15 protein-coding genes and 1 pseudogene are annotated in these 18,752 nt (G+C 73.4%); 4 read left to right on the top strand and 12 right to left on the bottom strand.

Annotated features, from left to right (window positions below; translation table 11 throughout):
• Positions 1 to 107 precede the first annotated feature (107 nt).
• A complete protein-coding gene (locus NEH16_RS24780; RefSeq protein ID WP_265545026.1) occupies positions 108 to 1,169 on the top strand; it encodes an aminotransferase class V-fold PLP-dependent enzyme in 1,062 nt (353 codons plus the stop codon).
• A 10-nt stretch (positions 1,170 to 1,179) separates the two neighbouring features.
• Here the strand turns inward: NEH16_RS24780 and NEH16_RS24785 are convergent, their stop codons facing one another.
• From NEH16_RS24785 to NEH16_RS24810, 6 genes are all read right to left on the bottom strand, one after another.
• Positions 1,180 to 2,199 (bottom strand): VOC family protein, encoded by a 1,020-nt coding sequence (locus NEH16_RS24785; RefSeq protein ID WP_265545028.1) that lies wholly within the window; start codon positions 2,197 to 2,199, stop codon positions 1,180 to 1,182.
• Positions 2,200 to 2,290: 91 nt separating this feature from the next.
• Positions 2,291 to 3,184, bottom strand: coding sequence for an ectoine hydroxylase (thpD, locus tag NEH16_RS24790; protein WP_073968378.1), 894 nt, complete (start codon positions 3,182 to 3,184; stop codon positions 2,291 to 2,293).
• A gap of 4 nt (positions 3,185 to 3,188) precedes the next feature.
• Positions 3,189 to 3,587 carry an ectoine synthase gene (locus NEH16_RS24795; protein ID WP_073968379.1) on the bottom strand — a complete coding sequence of 133 codons (399 nt, stop codon included), beginning with the start codon at positions 3,585 to 3,587 and terminating at the stop codon, positions 3,189 to 3,191.
• A gap of 53 nt (positions 3,588 to 3,640) precedes the next feature.
• On the bottom strand, positions 3,641 to 4,903 hold the full coding sequence (gene ectB / locus NEH16_RS24800) for a diaminobutyrate--2-oxoglutarate transaminase (protein WP_073968380.1): 1,263 nt from the start codon (positions 4,901 to 4,903) through the stop codon (positions 3,641 to 3,643).
• A gap of 69 nt (positions 4,904 to 4,972) precedes the next feature.
• Positions 4,973 to 5,503 (bottom strand): diaminobutyrate acetyltransferase, encoded by a 531-nt coding sequence (gene ectA, locus NEH16_RS24805; protein ID WP_276103818.1) that lies wholly within the window; start codon positions 5,501 to 5,503, stop codon positions 4,973 to 4,975.
• A 318-nt stretch (positions 5,504 to 5,821) separates the two neighbouring features.
• A complete protein-coding gene (locus tag NEH16_RS24810; RefSeq protein ID WP_265545030.1) occupies positions 5,822 to 6,928 on the bottom strand; it encodes a pyridoxal-phosphate-dependent aminotransferase family protein in 1,107 nt (368 codons plus the stop codon).
• 133 nt (positions 6,929 to 7,061) lie between these two features.
• Here NEH16_RS24810 and NEH16_RS24815 point away from each other — a divergent pair, with 133 nt between their 5' ends.
• Together NEH16_RS24815 and NEH16_RS24820 are read left to right on the top strand one after the other, a co-directional pair.
• A complete protein-coding gene (locus NEH16_RS24815; protein ID WP_265545032.1) occupies positions 7,062 to 8,162 on the top strand; it encodes an amidohydrolase family protein in 1,101 nt (366 codons plus the stop codon).
• Positions 8,163 to 8,485: 323 nt separating this feature from the next.
• Positions 8,486 to 9,598 (top strand): SCO1860 family LAETG-anchored protein, encoded by a 1,113-nt coding sequence (locus NEH16_RS24820; RefSeq protein WP_265545033.1) that lies wholly within the window; start codon positions 8,486 to 8,488, stop codon positions 9,596 to 9,598.
• Positions 9,599 to 9,777: 179 nt separating this feature from the next.
• On the opposite strand, the pseudogene cobC reads toward NEH16_RS24820, so the two are convergent.
• Positions 9,778 to 11,409 (bottom strand): annotated as a pseudogene (gene cobC, locus NEH16_RS24825) (Rv2231c family pyridoxal phosphate-dependent protein CobC).
• A 6-nt stretch (positions 11,410 to 11,415) separates the two neighbouring features.
• On the opposite strand from cobC, the gene NEH16_RS24835 reads away from it, so the two are divergent.
• Positions 11,416 to 12,138, top strand: coding sequence for a ZIP family metal transporter (locus NEH16_RS24835; protein WP_073968386.1), 723 nt, complete (start codon positions 11,416 to 11,418; stop codon positions 12,136 to 12,138).
• A gap of 5 nt (positions 12,139 to 12,143) precedes the next feature.
• Here NEH16_RS24835 and NEH16_RS24840 read toward each other — a convergent pair whose 3' ends face one another.
• Genes NEH16_RS24840 through NEH16_RS24860 form a run of 5 tightly spaced genes read right to left on the bottom strand, consistent with a single transcriptional unit; the run spans position 12,144 to position 18,736 of the window.
• On the bottom strand, positions 12,144 to 13,586 hold the full coding sequence (locus tag NEH16_RS24840) for a cobyrinate a,c-diamide synthase (protein WP_265545036.1): 1,443 nt from the start codon (positions 13,584 to 13,586) through the stop codon (positions 12,144 to 12,146).
• Positions 13,580 to 14,179 (bottom strand): cob(I)yrinic acid a,c-diamide adenosyltransferase, encoded by a 600-nt coding sequence (gene cobO, locus NEH16_RS24845; RefSeq protein WP_018104683.1) that lies wholly within the window; start codon positions 14,177 to 14,179, stop codon positions 13,580 to 13,582. Before cobO ends, NEH16_RS24840 begins: the two co-directional genes overlap by 7 nt.
• Complete coding sequence (locus tag NEH16_RS24850) at positions 14,179 to 16,206, bottom strand: putative cobaltochelatase (RefSeq protein WP_265545037.1); 2,028 nt, start codon at positions 16,204 to 16,206, stop codon at positions 14,179 to 14,181. Before NEH16_RS24850 ends, cobO begins: the two co-directional genes overlap by 1 nt.
• Positions 16,203 to 17,756, bottom strand: coding sequence for a cobyric acid synthase (locus NEH16_RS24855; RefSeq protein ID WP_265545038.1), 1,554 nt, complete (start codon positions 17,754 to 17,756; stop codon positions 16,203 to 16,205). The genes NEH16_RS24850 and NEH16_RS24855 overlap by 4 nt, the downstream gene beginning before the upstream one ends.
• The gene (locus NEH16_RS24860; RefSeq protein ID WP_265545040.1) at positions 17,753 to 18,736 is read right to left on the bottom strand and encodes a cobalamin biosynthesis protein; all 984 of its coding nucleotides are present in this window, start codon (positions 18,734 to 18,736) and stop codon (positions 17,753 to 17,755) included. The genes NEH16_RS24855 and NEH16_RS24860 overlap by 4 nt, the downstream gene beginning before the upstream one ends.
• Positions 18,737 to 18,752 lie beyond the last annotated feature (16 nt).

Here is an 18,752-nt window from a genome sequence, read left to right on the forward strand (position 1 = left end):
GTTCCCGGCGGCCCGCGCGATCGGCGCCCGACGCATAAGCATCGCTTGGGGTCGACCGTGAGTTTTTGTCAATTGACCCCAGGTCGGCGAAGGTTCACGCTGAGCGCATGACGATCTCTCCGCTCAGCCGTGCCGTCGCCGCCGAGTTCGCGCCCGAGACCACCTACCTCAACACCTCCACCTGCGGGCTGCTGCCCCGCCGCACCGTCGACGCGGTGAAGGCCCTCGCCGAGGAGAACGCCTCCGGCCGCCGCAACGGTTCGGGCGACTTCGAGGCGGTGGACCGCGCCCGGGACGGCTTCGCCCGGCTCGTCGGCGTCGGAGCGGACCGGGTCGCCGTCGGCAGCTCGGTCGTCGCCCACGTCGGGCTGATCGCGGCCTCGCTGCCCCCGGGGGCCGAAGTGCTCGCCCCCGAAGGCGAGTTCAGCTCGGTCGTCAGCCCCTTCGCGGTCCGCGGCGACCTCGACATGCGCTATGTGCCGCTCGCCGAGCTGGCCGGGGCCGTGCGCCCCTCCACCGCGCTCGTCGCCTTCTCCTCGGTGCAGTCGGCGGACGGCCGCCGCGCCGACCTGGACGCGGTCCGGGCCGCCGCGGCCGCCCATGGCGCCCGCACCCTGCTGGACGCCACCCAGTCCGCCGGCTGGCTGCCGCTCGACGCGGGGGCCTACGACTACACGGTCACCGGCGGCTTCAAGTACCTGCTCTGCCCGCGCGGCACGTCGTTCCTCACCGTCACCGAGGAGGCGCAGGAGGACGTGAAGCCGGTCGACGCGGGCATGGCCGCCTCCGAGGACCCGTGGGGCAGCGTGTACGGACCGGTCACCAAGCTCGCCTCCGACGCCCACCGCTACGACGAGCCGCCCGTCTACCTCGCGTACCACGGCGCCGAGCACTCCCTCGCCCTGCTCCACGAGGTCGGCGTCGACGCCCTGCACGACCACGCCCTCGCGCTGGCCGACCGCTTCCGCGCCGGGGTGACGGCCCTCGGGCACGAGCCCGTGGCGGCGGACACCGTCGTCGTCGCGGTGCCCGGGCTCGGCGACCGCGCACCGGAGCTCCAGCGGGCCGGGGTGCTGGTCGCCGGCCGGGCCGGCAACCTGCGCGCGTCCTTCCACCTCTACAACACCGAGGCGGACGTGGACCGCGCGCTGGAGGTGCTGGGGTCCTAGCCCTGGCTTCCTAGTCCTGGGCGTCCAGCGGGGCGCTCCGCCACTTCCAGGACGTCACACGCTCGCGCCCGGGCAGCTCGCCGCGACCGGTGGACCAGAGCAGCACGGCCCACCGGTCCTTGTCGTCCGGCGCGTCGGGGAAGAGCCGGGCCAGCGCCCGGTCGCACAGGGCGGCGGGCGGCTCCCAGGAGACGCCCAGGGCCGAGGCGATGTCATGGGCGTGCACCAGGGTCTCCACGACGCCCATGGCCGCGAAGCCCTCCGGGTCGGAGACCCCGTAGCCGTGGTACGAGCGAAGGGCCGGCGAGGCCGTACGGACCATCGAGGCCAGCAGCGCGCCGCTCGCCTCCACGGTTCGGAGCAGGTCGGCCACGCCCGCCTCCGGATCGGCGAAGACCGCGTTCCACGGGCCGCCCTCGCGCCGGGGAGCCCAGTGGTAGGGCACCTCGGTCTCCAGCGACGGCGTGCGCGGGCCGAGCTGGACGGCGTACGCGAAGAGGTCGTCGCTCAGGTGCTCCGCGGTCTCCCAGCAGTCCCACGTCAGGGTTCCGGCCGGGACGCGCCAGTCGGCGTCCGGGGCGGCGGCGAGCGTGTCGACCGCGAGCCGGACCGCCTCGGTCACATCGTCCGCGGTGACCGGCAGCCGCGTACCGGTGAGCGCGGCCCGCTCGGCCGCACCGCACTCCACGCAGAACTCGTTGCCCTCCGGATCGGCCAGGGTCGCCCAGCCCCGTCCGTTCGGCTTGCGGTGGTCGGCGACCAGGGTCGCGCCGAGGGCCAGCAGCCGTTCGACCTCCTCGTCCCGGGTGCGGTCCTCGGGCCTGATGTCCAGGTGCACGCGGTTCTTGGTCTGCTTCCGGTCCGGCACGGTGACGAACAGGAGGGCGGCGCCCGGCGCTTCGACCAGGGCCTCGGGGTCGCCGGGGAAGTCCTCGTCGGAGAGCGGGGCACCGAGCACGGCCGCCCAGAAGGTGCCCAGGGTGTAGGCGTCGGCGCAGTCGATGGTGATGTGCTGTACGTGGGATGTCATGCGCCCACTGTTCCCGCCGCCCCCGCCCGGGTCCACCGAGATATGCCGGAGGGGGTGGCCGGGTCTCCCCGTACCACCCCCTCCAGAGGCCCTACTTCACCGGGGTGAAGTCGCGCGCCCCGATGAACTCCGGGCGGCGGACCGGCGCCGCGAACGGCTCCTGCGCGGCGTTCTCCACGCTGTTGAACACGATGAACACATTGCTGCGCGGGTACGGCGTGATGTTGTCGCCCGAACCGTGCATCGCGTTGCAGTCGAACCAGGTCGCCGAACCGGGCTTGCCCGTGAAGAGCCTGATGCCGTGGCGGTCGGCCATCTTCGTCAGCGCCTCGTCGGACGGCGTGCCCGCGTCCTGCATCTGGAGCGACTTCTTGTAGTTGTCCTTCGGCGTCTCACCCGCGCAGCCGAGGAACGACTTGTGCGAGCCGGGCATGATCATCAGCCCGCCGTTGGTGTCGTGGTTCTCGGTCAGCGCGATCGACACGGACACCGTCCGCATGTTCGGCAGACCGTCCTCCGCGTGCCAGGTCTCGAAGTCCGAGTGCCAGTAGAACCCCGAGGCCCCGAACCCGGGCTTGACGTTGATCCGCGACTGGTGGACGTAGACGTCCGAACCGAGGATCTGGCGGGCCCGGCCCACCACCCGCTCGTCGGCGACCAGCCGGGCGAAGACCTCGCTGATCCGGTGGACCTCGAAGACCGACCGGACGGACTGCGACTTGGGCTCGATGATGGAGCGCTCGTCGGCGCGGACGGCCGGGTCGGTGATCAGCCGCTCCAGCTCGGCGTGGTAGCCGGCCACCTCGTCGGGGGTGATCAGCTGCTCGACGGTCAGGAAGCCGTCGTGCTCGTAGCCCTGGAGCTCCTTGGCGCTGATCGGACCCGGTGCGCCCGGCGCGGACCAGATGACCGGGTCCTGGCGGGGAGTGGTCATCTCGGCGGCGCCGCGCGAGGGGTACAGATCGGTGCGTACGTCGGTGGTCATGGGTTCAGCCCTCCTCGGTCAGCAGTGGATAGACACCGTTCTCGTCGTGCTCCTCCCGTCCGGTGACCGGCGGGTTGAAGACGCAGACGCAGCGGAAGTCGGACTTGGGCCGCATCGTGTGGCGCTCGTGGCCGTTGAGCAGATACATGGTCCCCGGCGTGATCCAGTGCTTCTCACCGGTCTCGTCGTTGGTCAGCTCGGCCTCGCCCTCGACGCACAGGACCGCCTCGATGTGGTTCGCGTACCACATCGACGTCTCGGTACCCGCGTACATGATGGTCTCGTGGAGCGAGAAGCCGACCTTCTCCTCGGCGAGCACGATGCGCTTGCTCTCCCAGGTGCCGGAGGCGGCCTTGATGTGCCGGTCGGTGTTCTCGACGTCGGCGAACGATCGGACGATCACGGTGGTTCGGTGCCTTTCTCTCTACGACGGCGGTGCGTCGGGGGTGGTGCGGTTCAGGCGGTCTCGCGGACGGCGCGGGCCAGCGTGCGCAGGCCCTCGTCCAGCTCCTCGGGCGTGATGGTGAGCGGCGGCAGCAGCTTCACGACCTCGCTCTGCGGGCCGGAGGTCTCCAGGAGCAGCCCCAGCTGGAAGGCGCGGGCGCAGACCGCGGAGGCGCGCGCCGGGTCGTCGAACTCCAGGCCCCAGACCAGGCCGCGGCCCCGGAACCGGGCGCTGTCGTGCTCGCCGCAGATGGCCAGCATCGTCTGCTCGATCTGCTCGCCCCTGGCCAGCGTCTGCTTCTCCATCTGGCCGTCGGCCCAGTAGGCGTCCAGCGCGGCGGCGGCGGTGACGAACGCGGGGTTGTTGCCGCGGAAGGTGCCGTTGTGCTCGCCCGGCTCCCAGACGTCCAGCTCCGGTTTGAACAGGCAGAGCGACATGGGCAGTCCGTAGCCGCTGATGGACTTCGACAGCGTCACGATGTCCGGCGTGATGCCGGCCTCCTCGAAGGAGAAGAAGCCGCCGGTACGGCCGCAGCCCATCTGGATGTCGTCGACGATCAGCAGCATGTCCTGGCGGTGGCACAGGTCCTGGAGGGCGCGCAGCCACTCGGCGCGGGCCACGTTGATGCCGCCCTCGCCCTGGACCGTCTCCACGATCACGGCGGCCGGGTGGTTGAGCCCGGAGCCCTGGTCCTCCAGGAGCCGCTCGAACCAGAGGAAGTCGGGGACCTGGCCGTCGAAGTAGTTGTCGAACGGCATCGGCGTGCCGTGCACCAGCGGGATGCCGGCACCGGCCCGCTTGAACGCGTTGCCGGTCACGGCCAGCGAGCCGAGCGACATGCCGTGGAAGGCGTTGGTGAACGAGACGACGGACTCGCGCCCCTTGACCTTACGGGCCAGCTTCAGCGCCGCCTCGACGGCGTTGGTGCCCGTCGGGCCGGGGAACATCACCTTGTACGGAAGGTCGCGGGGGCGCAGCACGACGTTCTGGAAGGTGTCCAGGAAGGCCCGTTTGGCGGTGGTCGCCATGTCGAGGCCGTGCGTGATGCCGTCGCGTTCGATGTAGTCGATCAGCGCGCGCTTGAGCACCGGGTTGTTGTGGCCGTAGTTGAGCGAGCCCGCGCCGGCGAAGAAGTCCAGGTAGGTGTGGCCGTCCTCGTCGGTCAGCCGGGCGCCCTGGGCGCGGTCGAACACGGCGGGCCAGCCGCGGCAGTAGCTCCGGACCTCGGATTCCAGGGTCTCGAAGACACTGAGGGCAGGCGGGGTGATGGTCACAGCGGGTCTCCTGCGTGAGGGGTGTGACGGGCGGCGTTGAAGGAAGCTGCGGTGGGCGGAAGGGCGCGCTCAGGCGTGGAACGGGCCGATGCGGTACAGCACTTCCGGCAGATGGGTGCCTTCGGGGAACAGTCCGCCGTCGAAGAGCACCTCGCGCTCCAGGGCCACGTCGTGGCGCTGCGCGTAAGAGGTGAACAGGCGGTCCGACGCGGTGTTGTCCGGGGTGACGGTCGTCTCGACCGAGGCCAGGCCCTGTTCGGCGGCGACCCGCGCGGTCAGGGAGTCCAGCAGCTTCGCCGCCAGGCCCGTACCGCGGTGGCCGTGGTCGACGGCCACCTGCCAGACGACGAGCGTCTCGGGGCGGTCCGGCCTGATGTACCCCGTCACGAAGGCGACCGGGGCGCCGGTCTCGTCGCGGGCGACCACGGAGGTCGCCGCGAAGTCACGACACCACAGCAGGTAGCTGTACGAGGAGTTGAGGTCCAGGACCTCGGAGTCGCGGGCGATACGCCAGATCGCGGCTCCGTCCTCCACTCGTGGCCTGTCGATCGTAAGGAATTCGCTTCGGGCACTTGCAAAATCTGCTGGTGCGGCGGTCATGGCATTTGAATTTACCTAGCAAGTCGTCGAATTGCATCGACGCAAAGGGTTGGGTGGAGCAGGCATCTGTGTTATCAGGCGGGTGCGCGCACCGGCGCGAGTCGTCTTCGTTTTCTGTCGTTCTGTCCGGTATTTATCGGGCAAATCTCCGACTGTGTGGAGTCGGTCACAAGGCCATAACTCTCTCCACACACAACCGAAACGGGGTCCGGAAACAGCTTGATAACTGGGGCGTTTAGCCCCGGGGCAAGCGGGCATAAGAATGCGGGGAGCTGCTCTGGATCAGGCAGCTCCCCGCATTGTTTATCGGATGCGCTTTTATGCGCTGGGCCAGGTTTCCGAAACGGCCTTCCGGGCAGCCTCCAGATCGACCTGCCGGCCGGCCTCGGCCAGCGCCGACCCCAGAGCCGCGAGCGAGGAGAGCACCGCGCCCCGCGTCGCATCCACCCCGTAGTGATTGACCCGGATCATCTCCTTGGCCAGCGCGCCCCCGCCCGCGATCAGCGGCAGCGAGGGCTCACCCGCGAGCGCCCGCGCCACCAGCGCGGACGCGTCCACGCCCTCCGGCGTGCGCAGCGTCGTCGCCACCGGCGCCGCGTCCCGCGCCTCGTGGACGTACGGGGTCAGGCCGCCGCCCAGCGCCACCGCACCGGCCCGGGTGGCCGCCGCGGCCGCCGCGTGCCGGGCCATGACCGCCTCCGGGCCCTCCGCCTCGATCCGCTCCACGCACGCTTCCAGGGCCAGCATCTCCAGCTGGGCCGGGGCGTGCAGCAGCGCCTTGCGGCCGCCGTCGATCCAGCGCTCCTTCCAGTCGAGGAGCGACAGGTAGGACCGGCGCGGCGCCCGCGGGTTGGCGGCGATCCGCTCCCAGGCCCGCGCGCTCACCGACACCGCCGAGACCCCGGCGGGCCCGCCCATCGCCTTCTGCGCCCCGATCACGCACAGGTCGACGCCCCAGGCGTCCGGCAGCAGCGGCTCGGCGCCGACCGAGGCGACCGCGTCCAGCATGAACAGCGCGCCGTGCGCCCGCACCACCTCGCCGATCTCCGCGACCGGGTTGGTGTTCCCGGTCGCCGCCTCGGCGTGGACCAGCGAGACGAAGTCGATCTCCGGGTGCGCGGCCAGCGCCTCGGCGACCTGGTCCGCGGTGACGGCCGTGTGGAACGGCACCTCCAGGTCGACGACCTCGGCCCCGCAGTCGCGCAGCCAGTTCCCGAAGGTCTGCCCGTACGGGCCGGTCACCACGTTCAGCGCCGTCGAGCCGGGCCGGGCGCCGCCCCGGATGCAGCCCTCCAGGGGCAGCAGCGCCTCGCCCTGCATGATGACGACGTCCTGCTCGGTGGCCAGCAGACCGGCCACCCGCCGCTCGATCGCCGCGAAGTGCGCGGCGGTCAGCGGAGCGAGGTCGAGGAAGGGGTGCGTCACGGCGGTGCTCTCTTCGGTTTCGGTCGGCGGGCTCCGGCCTGCTGACCGGGCGCCTTCGAGAGTACCCAGCACCCTCCGGACGGGCCGGGACAGGGCATGTCGCACGCGGTGGGCCCCTCGTACAGTGCTGTGCATGAGTGATCACGAGGCATCGCGGGTGCTGCATGTGAAGGGGCGGGTGCTCGTCGGACCCGAGGAGGTCAGGGACGAGCTCTGGGCGGTCGGCGGCCGGATCACCTACGAGCGGCCGCCCGGCGCGGACGACGCCGTCACCGTCACCGGCTGGGCCCTGCCCGGCCTGGTCGACGCCCACTGCCACGTCGGGCTCGACCACCACGGCGCGGTGGACGCCGCGACCAGTGAGAAGCAGGCCCTGGACGACCGGGAGGCCGGGGCGCTGCTCCTGCGGGACGCGGGCTCGCCCGCCGACACCCGGTGGATCGACGACCGCGAGGACCTGCCGAAGATCATCCGGGCCGGCCGCCACATCGCCCGGCCCCGCCGCTACACCCGTAACTACGCCTGGGAGATCGAGCCCGACGAACTCGTCGCCCATGTGGCCCAGGAGGCGCGCCGGGGCGACGGCTGGGTGAAGCTCGTCGGCGACTGGATCGACCGCGAGGTGGGCGACCTGACGGCGCTCTGGCCGCGCGAGGCGGTCGGGGCGGCCATCGCGGAGGCACACCGGCTGGGCGCCCGCGTCACCGCGCACTGCTTCGCGGAGGACTCGCTGCGCGACCTGGTCGAGGCCGGGATCGACTGCATCGAGCACGCCACGGGCCTCACCGAGGACACCATCCCGCTCTTCGCGGAACGCGGTGTGGCGATCGTCCCGACGCTGGTCAACATCGCCACCTTCCCCTCGCTCGCGCAGAGCGGCGAGGCGAAGTTCCCGCGCTGGTCCGCCCATATGCGGCGCCTGCACGAACGCCGTTACGACACCGTGCGCTCCGCCTACGACGCCGGGGTGCCGGTCTTCGTCGGCACCGACGCGGGCGGGGTCCTCGCGCACGGTCTGGTGGCCGACGAGGTCGCGGAGCTGGTCAAGGCGGGCATCCCGCCGCTGGCGGCGCTGTCCGCGACGACCTGGGGGGCGAGGGCCTGGCTCGGCAGGCCGGGGCTGGACGAGGGGGCGCCGGCCGACCTCGTGGTGTACGACGAGGACCCGCGGGCGGACGTACGGGTGCTGGCCGGGCCGCGCCGGGTCGTCCTGAACGGGCGCGTGATCGGCTGACACGCCGCGTTGACCAGCAGTGACCGGAGGGCGGCCGGCTCGTTGAACTTTTCCGCGTCTGCGGAGAGCCCACGGTACGGGCGGCCCTCGCGCGGTCCGAAACGCCCCGGCGTTCAGTGAAACGGGTGAACCCGAGGAACGCGCGTGCCGAAATATTCGAATACAGGCGCGGAAACCCCCCTTTGGAGTGAACTGGCGTCAGCTGTCCGCCAGTTCACCCTCTGTGCGTAAAGATTCACGGAGTCGAGGCCACCGGTGCCCGCGATGTCCCCCATTGGACGGCGCACCGGTGGCTCCATGTCTCCTGTGGGGGTTCCACCATCTTGAACAGCAACACCTTCCGTCTCGCCGCCCTGGCGGTCGCCGCCGCCCCCGTCGCCGCCCTGGTCGCGGTCCCGGCCCAGGCCGCCCCCGCGACGACCACCACGACCGGCGGCGGGAAGGCGAGCGCGGTCGTGCTCCGTACCGCACTCGACGTCTCCCTCCTCAACAAGACGGTCGACGTGCCGTTGAAGGTCACCCTCAACGAGGTGCAGGCGCCGCGCAGCGCCGAGCAGACCGCGCTCAGCGTGCGGCTCGACGGGGTGGACCACGGAAAGCCGGTCAACGTCCTCAAGGCCGACGTGGCCACCGCGAAGGCCACCGCCGACAAGCACCGCGCCGCCGGCTACAGCAATCTCGCCAACGCCCGGGTGAGCCTCCCCGGGCTCACGATGTTCCCGCTGCTCAAGGTCGAGAAGGTCACCTCCAAGGCGGTCTGCGAGGCGGGCAGCCGGCCGGTCGCCGAGGCCAATGTGCTCGGGTACGTGTCGGTCCTCGGCAAGCGCGTCACGCTGACGGCCGGCGGCACCACGCGGGTCGCGGTGCCGAAGGTCGGCGAGGTGACGCTCGACCTGTCGAAGACGGAAACCACCTCGCGCACGGCCGCCGCCGTGGCACTCCAGCTGAAGGTCTCGGTCAACCCGCTCGACCTGAACGTCGCGGACGTCAAGGGCGAGGTCACGCTCGCGGAGGCCACCTGCGAAACCCCGAAGGGCCACGGCGGCCACACGGGCGGCGGCGACAACGGCGGCGGCCACAACGGCGGCGGCGACAACGGGGGCAATGAGAACGGGGGGAACGAGAACGGCGGGAACGAGAACGGGGGCGGTGACAACGGGGGCAATGACAACGGCGGCGCGACCGGGGGCGGTTCGACGGACGGCGGTTCCGGGAACGGCGGGTCCACGAGCGGCGGCGACCAGGCCGGCTCCACCGGGGGCGGCGGCGACGTGAAGACCCAGACGGGTACGGACCAGGCCCCGGCCGCCACCGACGCGGACCTGGCCGAGACGGGCAGCAGCTCCAGCACCCCGTACATCGCGGGCGGCGCGGCACTGCTGCTGGCGGCCGGCGCGGGCGCCATGGTCCTGACCCGCCGCCGCGCCCGAGGCTGACGGCCCGAGGGGAGGAAACCCCGGGGGGAGGGGTGGTGAGCGGTGCTCCGAGGGGGGAGCACCGCTCACCTATTGGGACACCGCTCGCTGGCCAGAGCGGCGCTCACCCCCGGAGGGCCGCTCACGACCCAGAGCACCGCTCACGGTCCAGAGCACCGCTCACCGAACGGAGCGCGCCCCTACCGCCCCACCACCGTCAGCGCCTGGAGCGCCAGGTCCAGCGCCTGAAGGAAGCGGTTGGTCGTCGTCCGGTCGCGTACCGCCAGCCGCAGCCAGCCGTCCCCGAGCCCCGGAAACGTATCTCCTCGCCGCGCCGCGAACCCCAGCATCCGCAGCCGCTCCCTTATCTCGGCGGCCCCGTCGAGGCGGATCAGCACGAACGGCCCCTCGGCCGGCTCCACCACCCGGACCTCGGAGAACTCCCGCAGCCCGGCCACCAGATGCGCCCGGTCCACCACGATCCGGTCCGCCGCACCGGCGGCCTCCGCCAGCGCGCGCGGCTCCACGCACGCCTCCGCCGCCGCCAGCGCGGGCGACGACACCGGCCACAGCGGCTGCGCCTCCTCCAGGGCGCGGATGGTCTCCGGGTCGGCCGCCACGTAACCGATGCGCAGCCCGGCGAGCCCCCAGGTCTTGGTGAGGCTGCGCAGGACGACGAGCCCGGGGATGTCCGTACGGCCGCACAGCGCCTCGCGCTCGCCCGGCACCGCGTCCATGAACGCCTCGTCCACCACCAGGGTCCGGCCGGGACGCGCCAGGCGTTCGAGGACGGCGGCGGGGTGGAGGACGGACGTCGGGTTGGTCGGGTTGCCGACGACCACCAGGTCCGCCTCGTCGGGCACGTCCGCCGGGTCGAGCCGGAAGTCGTCGGCGGCCCGCAGCAGCACGCGTCCCACCTCGTGCCCGGCCGCGCGCAGCGCCGCCTCCGGCTCGGTGAACTGAGGGTGCACCACGTAGGGCCGCCGGGCGGGCAGCGCGCGGGCGATCAGGACGAACGCCTCCGCCGCGCCCGCCGTCAACAGCACCCGCTCGGGAGGAAGTTCGTGCCGCGCGGCGACGGCCTCGCGGGCCTCGCGGTCGTCCGGGTACGCGCCGAGCGTGCCCAGGGAGCCGGCTATACGTTCCTGCAGCCAGGCCGGTGGGGTGCCGGCCCGTACGTTGACGGCGAGATCGGTCAGATCCCGGCCCCGTCCGCGTACTTCCGCGTCTCCGTGGTGACGCAGATCGTGGGTGCCCGCGCCTGTCGCGTCGGGACTCTCAGTGGGAGTGTGCATGACCGCCGTGGTGGGGGTGTGGTGTGGGGGTGTGCGCCGTGGCCTGGGTGGACTCCGGCAGGATGACTATGCGCCCCGCACCCTCTTTCACGCAACGGTCCAGACGTTTCACGCGACGGTCCCGACCGGCCGGCGGGCGAGCGCGCAGGTGGCCATCGACGGACGCCCGTCGCGCGGCCGTGACTTCCTTTTGGGTACGAGGAGTTGACCGCCCCCGGCGAGGGCGGCGGCCTCGGCCACCGAGGGGGTGCCGAGGGCGGCGAGCGCCGCCCCGGAGGGGTGCGGCACGGGCACTCGGGCGAGCACGTCCGCCGGGTACGCGCGCAGCGGAACACCGAGCCGGGCGGCAGCGCCCACAACCCCCGGCTCCCGGGCCTTCGCCGTGACGGTGACCAACTCGGCGATCCCCGTGAGCCCCGCCTCCCGCAGCACCTCCAGGACCAGCCCGGCGACCTCGTCGGCGGAGACACCCCGGGAGGCGCCGACGCCGACGACGAGCGCGCCGAGATGCGCGGAGCGGGGTGCATCGGCTAGCAAGAGGCCATGGCGGTGTTCGTCGCGCTCGGCGCGTTCCTGATGACCCTGGCGGGCGGCTGGGTCGCCCAGCGCGTCAGCGACCGCCGCCACCTGGTCCTCGGCCTGGCCGGCGGGCTGATGCTCGGCGTGGTCGGCCTGGACCTGCTGCCCGAGGCGGTGGAGGCGGCGGGCGGCCTGGTCTTCGGCGTCCCGGCGGCGCTGCTGCTGTTCGTCGGCGGCTTCCTCGTCGCCCACCTCGTCGAGCGGCTGCTCGCGGTGCGCCAGGCGGCGCACGGGGCCGCCGAGGAGCGGGTCCCGCAGGTCGGGCTGACGGCGGCGGCCGCGATGGTCGGCCACAGCCTGATGGACGGAGTGGCGCTCGGGGCGGCCTTCCAGGTCGGCGGCGGGATGGGGGCGGCCGTCGCGCTCGCCGTGATCACGCACGACTTCGCGGACGGCTTCAACACGTACACGATCACCAGCCTGTACGGGAACGCCCGCCGCAGGGCCCTCACGATGCTCTTCGCGGACGCGGCGGCGCCCGTCGTCGGGGCGGCGACGACGCTGCTGTTCACCCTGCCGGAGGAACTGCTCGGCTGCTATCTCGGCTTCTTCGGCGGCGCGCTGCTCTACCTCGCCGCCGCCGAGATCCTGCCCGAGGCCCACCACGACCACCCGGCCCGTTCCACGCTGCTGTGCACGGTGGCCGGAGTGTGCTTCATCTGGCTGGTGGTGGGCCTCGCCCAGTGACCCCGTCACCCCCGGCACCGCGCCACGAACCGCGCGGCCGTCCCGGGCGACGCGGCCCAGTGGGTGTGCAGATAACTCGCGTGTACGTTGCCCCGGACGAACCCCTCGACGCGCCGCTCGGGCCGGTGCATGCCCCAGGCGGGCTCGTCGCCCGCCCCCGGCTCGATGACGGTCCGGTGGAACTCGTGCCCCCGCAGCCGCGCCCCGGCGGGCGCCAGCACGTTGTCGGAGAGCGCCACGGCGTCCCGGTACCCGAGCGTCAGCCGCTTGGTCATCCGCGCATCGGCGTCGAGCACCCCGCACATCGGCAGCCCGTCCAACGATCGCGCCAGATACAACAACCCGGCACACTCGGCAGCCACCGGCGCCCCGGAGAGCGCCAACGCCGCCACGGCCTTCCGCAACGCCTCGTTGGCCGACAACTCGGGGGCGTACACCTCGGGAAACCCACCCCCGATGACGACACCCCGGGTCCCGAGCGGCAGACCCTCGTCCCGCAGCGGATCAAAGGAAACGACGTCAGCTCCGGCGGCGGCGAGCAACTCGGTGTTCTCGGCATACGAAAACGTAAAGGCGGCCCCACCAGCAACAGCAACGACGGGCTTGACGCCCGCCGAATCAAGCCCCTCCGGCGCTTGAGGAGCGGGGTCCGGGGCGGAGCCCCGGTTACGGGAAGGGGCGGGTAGGGGAACACCCCCGCCGAAGGCGCCCCCCACCGCCTCACCCGCAGACCACTCCGCATCGGGCACCGCAGGTGCCGACCGCGCCAAAGCCAACAACCCCTCCAGGTCGCACCCCGCAGCCACCTGCCCAGCCATCGCCGCGACAGCGGCCACCGCATCGGCCCGCCGCTCCGCCACCGGCACCAACCCCAGATGCCGCGACGGCACGGAGACCCCCTCCGCCCGCCGCAAGGCACCGAGCACCGGCACCCCCGACTCCTCCAACGCCTCCCGCAACAACGCCTCGTGCCGGTCGGAGCCCACCTTGTTCAGGATCACCCCACCGATCCGCACCTCCGCGTCCCACGACGCGAACCCGTGCACCAGCGCCGCCACCGACCGCGACTGCGACGACGCGTCCACGACGAGCACCACCGGTGCCCGCAGCAGCTTCGCCACATGCGCGGTGGACGCCAGCTCACCGAGCCCCGAGGCCCCGTCGTACAGCCCCATCACGCCCTCGACCACGGCCAGCCCGCACCCCCGCGCGCCGTGCGCGAAGAGCGGCGCGATCAGCTCGGGCCCGCACATGTACGCGTCGAGGTTGCGCCCCGGGCGCCCGGTCGCCAGCGTGTGGAAGCCGGGGTCGATGTAGTCGGGGCCCACCTTGTGCCCGGACACGGCGAGCCCCCGCGCGGCGAACGCGGCCATCAGCCCCGTGGCGACGGTCGTCTTGCCGCTCCCGGATGAGGGCGCGGCGACGACCAGGCGGGGGATGTTCACCACTCGATGCCCCTCTGGCCCTTCTGCCCGGCGTCCATCGGGTGCTTGACCTTCGACATGTCCGTCACCAGGTCCGCCGCGTCCAGCAGCGCGGCGGGCGCGTTGCGGCCGGTGATGACGACGTGCTGCGTACCGGGGCGGTCGCGCAGGACGGAGACGACCTCGTCGGTGTCGATCCACCCCCAGTGCAGCGGATAGGCGAACTCGTCCAGCACGTACAGCCGGTACGTCTCGGCGGCCAGATCGCGCTTGACCTGCTCCCAGCCCTCCCGGGCCTTCGCCTCGTTGTCCGTCTGGTCGTCGCGCTGGACCCAGGACCAGCCCTCGCCCATCTTGTGCCAGGCGACGGACCCGCCCTCGCCGCTCGCGCCGAGGACCTTCAGCGCGTTCTCCTCGCCGACCTTCCACTTCGCCGACTTGACGAACTGGAAGACCCCGATGGGCCACCCCTGGTTCCAGGCGCGCAGCGCGAGCCCGAAGGCCGCCGTCGACTTCCCCTTGCCGATGCCGGTGTGCACCATCAGCAGCGGCCGGTTGCGCCGCTGCCGGGTGGTGAGTCCGTCGTCCGGCACGCTCTCCGGCTGTCCCTGCGGCATTACGCGACCCTCCTGTCGGTGTGCCCGAGGCCCGCGCCCCGGACGTCCTTGACCAGCCCGGCGATCGATTCGGCGCGCAGCTCGTCCAGCGTGACGGCGGTGCCGCCCAGGTCGGCCGCGAGGTTCGCCGCGAGCCCCAGCCGGACCGGCCCCGTCTCGCAGTCCACGACGACCGACGCCGTGCCCTCGGCCGCGTGCAGCCGGGCGGCCCGCGCGGCCAGCGCCACCGGGTCCGGCCCGCCGGTCGCCCGTCCGTCGGTCACCACGACGAGCAGGGCCCGCCGGGACGGGTCGCGCAGCCGCTCCACCCGCAGCACGTCGTGCGCCTTCAGCAGCCCGGCGGCCACCGGGGTCCGCCCGCCCGTCGGCAGCGATTCGAGCCGGGCCGCAGCCGCGTCCACCGACGAGGTCGGCGGCAGCGCCACCTCCGCGTCCCGGCCCCGGAAGGTGACCAGACCGACCTTGTCGCGCCGCTGGTACGCGTCCATCAGCAGGGACAGCACCGCGCCCTTCACGGCGCCCATGCGCTGCCGGGCGGCCATCGACCCGGAGGCGTCCACGACGAACAGCACGAGATTGCCCTCGCGCCCCTCCCGCGTCGCCTGCCGCAGATCGTCCCGCCGCACCACGAGCCCCCGCCCGGACCGGCCCCGCGCCCGCTGGTGCGGGGCGGCGGCCAGGACCGTCGCGGCCAGATGCAGCTTGGTCAGCGCGCCCTCGGGCCGCCGCGCCCCGGTCGTCCGCCCGTGCTCGGTGCGCGCCCGGGACCGCCGCCCCGCCGCGCCCTCGCCGAGCCCGGGAACGCTGAGCATCTTCGTACGGAACGGCTCCCCGGCCCGTACGGGCCGCTGCTCACCGCCCTGCCCGGGCACGGGCGCCCCCGGATCGGGCGTGTCGTCCGCCCCGTCGGCGGGCGAGGACGGCGTGTCGGGCGCGTCCCCCTGCGGCGGCAGCCCGCCGCCACCTCCGCCGCCACCGCCGTCACCGGGCCCGTCCGGCTCCGGCTCGTCGTCCCCGCCGCCGTTCCGCTCCAGCGTGTCGTCCAGCTTGTCCTCGTCGAGCCCCGGCGCGTCGAAGGGGTTGCGCCGCCTCCGGTGGGGGAGCGCGAGCAGCGCCGCCTGCCGGACGTCCTCGGCGCATACGTCGGTGCGCCCCGCCCACGCGGCCAGCGCGGTCGCCGTCCTGGCCATGACGATGTCCGCGCGCATCCCGTCGACCTCGAAGGCCGCGCAGGTCGCCGCGATCTGCCGCAACGCCTGGTCACCGAGCACCACTTCGGGCAGCAGCGCACGCGCGGTCGTGATCCGGTCCCGCAACTCCGCTTCCTCGTCGGCCCAGCGCGCCGCGAACGCCGCCGGGTCGTCCTCGTAAGCGAGCCGCCGCCGCACCACCTCCACCCGCTGGTCCGTCTCCCGGGAGGCCGCGACCTCGACGGTCAGCCCGAAGCGGTCGAGCAACTGGGGCCGCAGCTCGCCCTCTTCCGGGTTCATCGTCCCCACGAGCAGGAACCGCGCCGCGTGCCGTACGGAGACGCCCTCGCGCTCCACGTACGAGGCACCCATGGCCGCCGCGTCCAGCAGCAGGTCCACCAGATGGTCGTGGAGCAGGTTGACCTCGTCCACGTACAGGATGCCGCGGTGCGCGTCCGCGAGCAGCCCCGGTTCGAACGCCTTCACGCCCTCCGCCAGGGCCCGTTCGATGTCGAGCGCCCCGACGAGCCGGTCCTCGGAGGCGCCGACCGGAAGCTCCACGGTCCGCGCCGCCCGCGACACGCCGGCCGCGTCCTCGTGCGGGCCGTCCGGACACGCCGGGTCGGGCGAGGCGGGGTCGCACGAGAACCGGCACCCCGGCACGACGGCGACCTCCGGCATCAGCGCGGCCAGCGCGCGTACGGCGGTCGACTTGGCGGTGCCCTTCTCGCCACGGACCAGGACCCCGCCCACGGCCGGGCTGACCGCGTTGAGCAGCAGCCCGAGCCGCAGGTCGTCCTGGCCGACGATGGCGGTGAAGGGGTAGGGCGTACTCACAGGGCCTCCTTGACGGGCATGGCGGGCGCTCCCGGCGGGATGAACGGCAGACCGGACGGCGCGCCCGACTCGATGAGCCGCCACAGCGCGTCGGTGTCCGCGTGTTCCTCGATCAGGTCACCGAGGCGGTCGAGCTGTTCCTCGCGCAGAGCGGCGAAGCAGGTGTCGGGCGCGGGCACGAAGCGGCGGCCGGTGAGCCGGGCGGTCTCGGCCAGGAACCGGCGGCGGAAGGCGTCGCTCTCCAGCGAGCCGTGCCAGTGCGTGCCCCAGACGGCACCCGACCGGCAGCCGTCCAGCGGGGTGCCCCGGCCGTCCGTCAGGAACGGCTCGCCGCCGTGCACATCGGCGACGCCGTGATGGATCTCGTACCCCTCGACGGGCTCGCCGAGCGCCTCGCCGGTCGGCCGGGCGAGCGTCTTCTCGCGGTCGAAGCGGACCCGCACGGGCAGCAGGCCGAGCGCGTCGACCTGCCCGGCGCGCGACTCGACCTCGTCCTCGATGTGCTCGCCGAGGATCTGGTAGCCGCCGCAGATCCCGAGCACCGGCCGGCCCTCGGCGGCGCGCCGCCGCAGGGCGCCGGCGAGCCCGCGTTCGCGCAGCCAGGCGAGCGCCTTCACGGTGCCCCGGGTGCCCGGCACGATGACGAGGTCCGCGTCGGCCAGCTCCTCGGGCCGGTCCACGAACCGCACGACGACGCCCGGTTCGGCGGCCAGCGCGTCCACATCGGTGAAGTTCGACATCAGCGGGATCGCGCACACGGCGACGCGCAGGACGTCCTCGCCGTGCGGCGGGGCGACCGTCGACTCCCGTACGGTGCCGCGCAGCGACACCCTGAGGCCGTCCTCCTCGTCGATGCCGAGCCCGTGCGCGAAGGGCAGCACCCCGTAGGTGGGACGGCCCGTCAGCTCCCGCAGCATGTCGAGCCCCGGCTCAAGGAGCGAGACGTCACCCCGGAACTTGTTGACCAGGTACCCCGCGATCAGCTCCTGGTCCTCCGGCGCGAGCAGCGCGGTCGTCCCGAAGAACGAGGCGAAGACGCCGCCCCGGTCGATGTCCCCGACCACCACGACCGGGAAGCGCGCGGCGCGGGCGATGCCCATGTTCACGATGTCCGTGCGGCGGAGGTTGATCTCGGCGGGCGAGCCCGCGCCCTCGCAGATCACCGCGTCGTACGTGCTCCGCAGCTGCTCCAGGCAGTCCGTGACGGTGGACAGCAGCTTTTCCTGCCGCCCGCCGTGGTAGCCGCGGGCGCTCATCTCGCCGACCGGCCGCCCCATCAGGACGACCTGGCTGGAGCGGTCGCCGCCGGGCTTGAGCAGCACCGGGTTCATCAGGGCGGTCGGCTCGACGCGGGCGGCCTGGGCCTGCATGGCCTGGGCCCGGCCGATCTCGGCGCCCTCGCGGGTGACGAAGGAGTTCAGCGACATGTTCTGCGCCTTGAACGGGGCGACCTTCACCCCCTGGCGTACGAGCCAGCGGCAGATGCCCGCCGTGACGACGCTCTTGCCCGCGTCCGATGTGGTCCCGGCGACCAGCAGTCCGCCGCTCATATCGCTCTCCGTCCAGGTGTACGAGGTCTGCGGGCCCGGCGTGCGACCGCCCCCGCGCCCAGCCGGGCGGCCACGCCGACGCCGAGGGCGAGCACGCCCACCCGGCGCGAGAGCCGCACCGCGCGCTCGATGTCGCCGGTCTCCACCGCCCGCCCGGCCTCCCCGTTGAGCACGGGCCGGTGCTCGACGCGCCCGCCGTAGGCGAGGGTCCCGCCGAGCCGTACGCCGAGCGCCCCGGCGAACGCGGCCTCCACGGGCCCCGCGTTGGGGCTCGGGTGCTTCGCGGCGTCCGCCCGCCAGGCCCGTACGGCCTCCCGGGGCCGGCCGCCGGAGGCCACGGCGAGCAGCGCGGTGAGGCGGGCGCCGGGCCAGCCCGCGAGGTCGTCGAGCCGGGCCGATGCCCAGCCGTACCGCAGGTAGCGGGGCGACTTGTGGCCGACCATCGCGTCGAGCGTATTGGCGGCGCGGAAGCCGACGAGCCCGGGGACCCCGGCGAGGGCGCCCCAGACGAGGGCGCCGACCACGGCGTCCGAGGTGTTCTCGGCGACGGACTCCACCACGGCGCGCGCGATCCCGGGGCCGTCCAGCGCCTGCGGGTCGCGCCCGCACAGGTGCGGCAGCCGCTCCCGGGCCGACTCGACGTCCCCGGCGGCGAGCGCGCCGCCGATGGCCCGGGCCTCGCGCCCCAGCGACGTACCGCCGAGGACGGACCAGGTGGCGGCGGCGGTCAGGGCCACGGACGCGGCGGGGTGGCGGCGCAGGGCGCGGGCGGCGAGCGCGGCGGACCCGGCGGCGCCCCCGGCGCAGATCAGGGTGTGCAGGGCGCCCCGGCCGCGGTGGTCGCGCCAGAGCCGGTCCTCGACGGCCGCGGCGGCCCGCCCGAAGGCGGCGACCGGGTGGCCCCTGCGGGGGTCACCGAGCAGCAGGTCGCCGATCAGGCCGGCGGTGGCGCCGTACGCGAAGATGCGATCGGCACGCACGGTTCAGCCGGCCGTA

The sequence above is a fragment of the Streptomyces drozdowiczii genome, assembly GCF_026167665.1.
Lineage (GTDB): Bacteria > Actinomycetota > Actinomycetes > Streptomycetales > Streptomycetaceae > Streptomyces > Streptomyces drozdowiczii_A.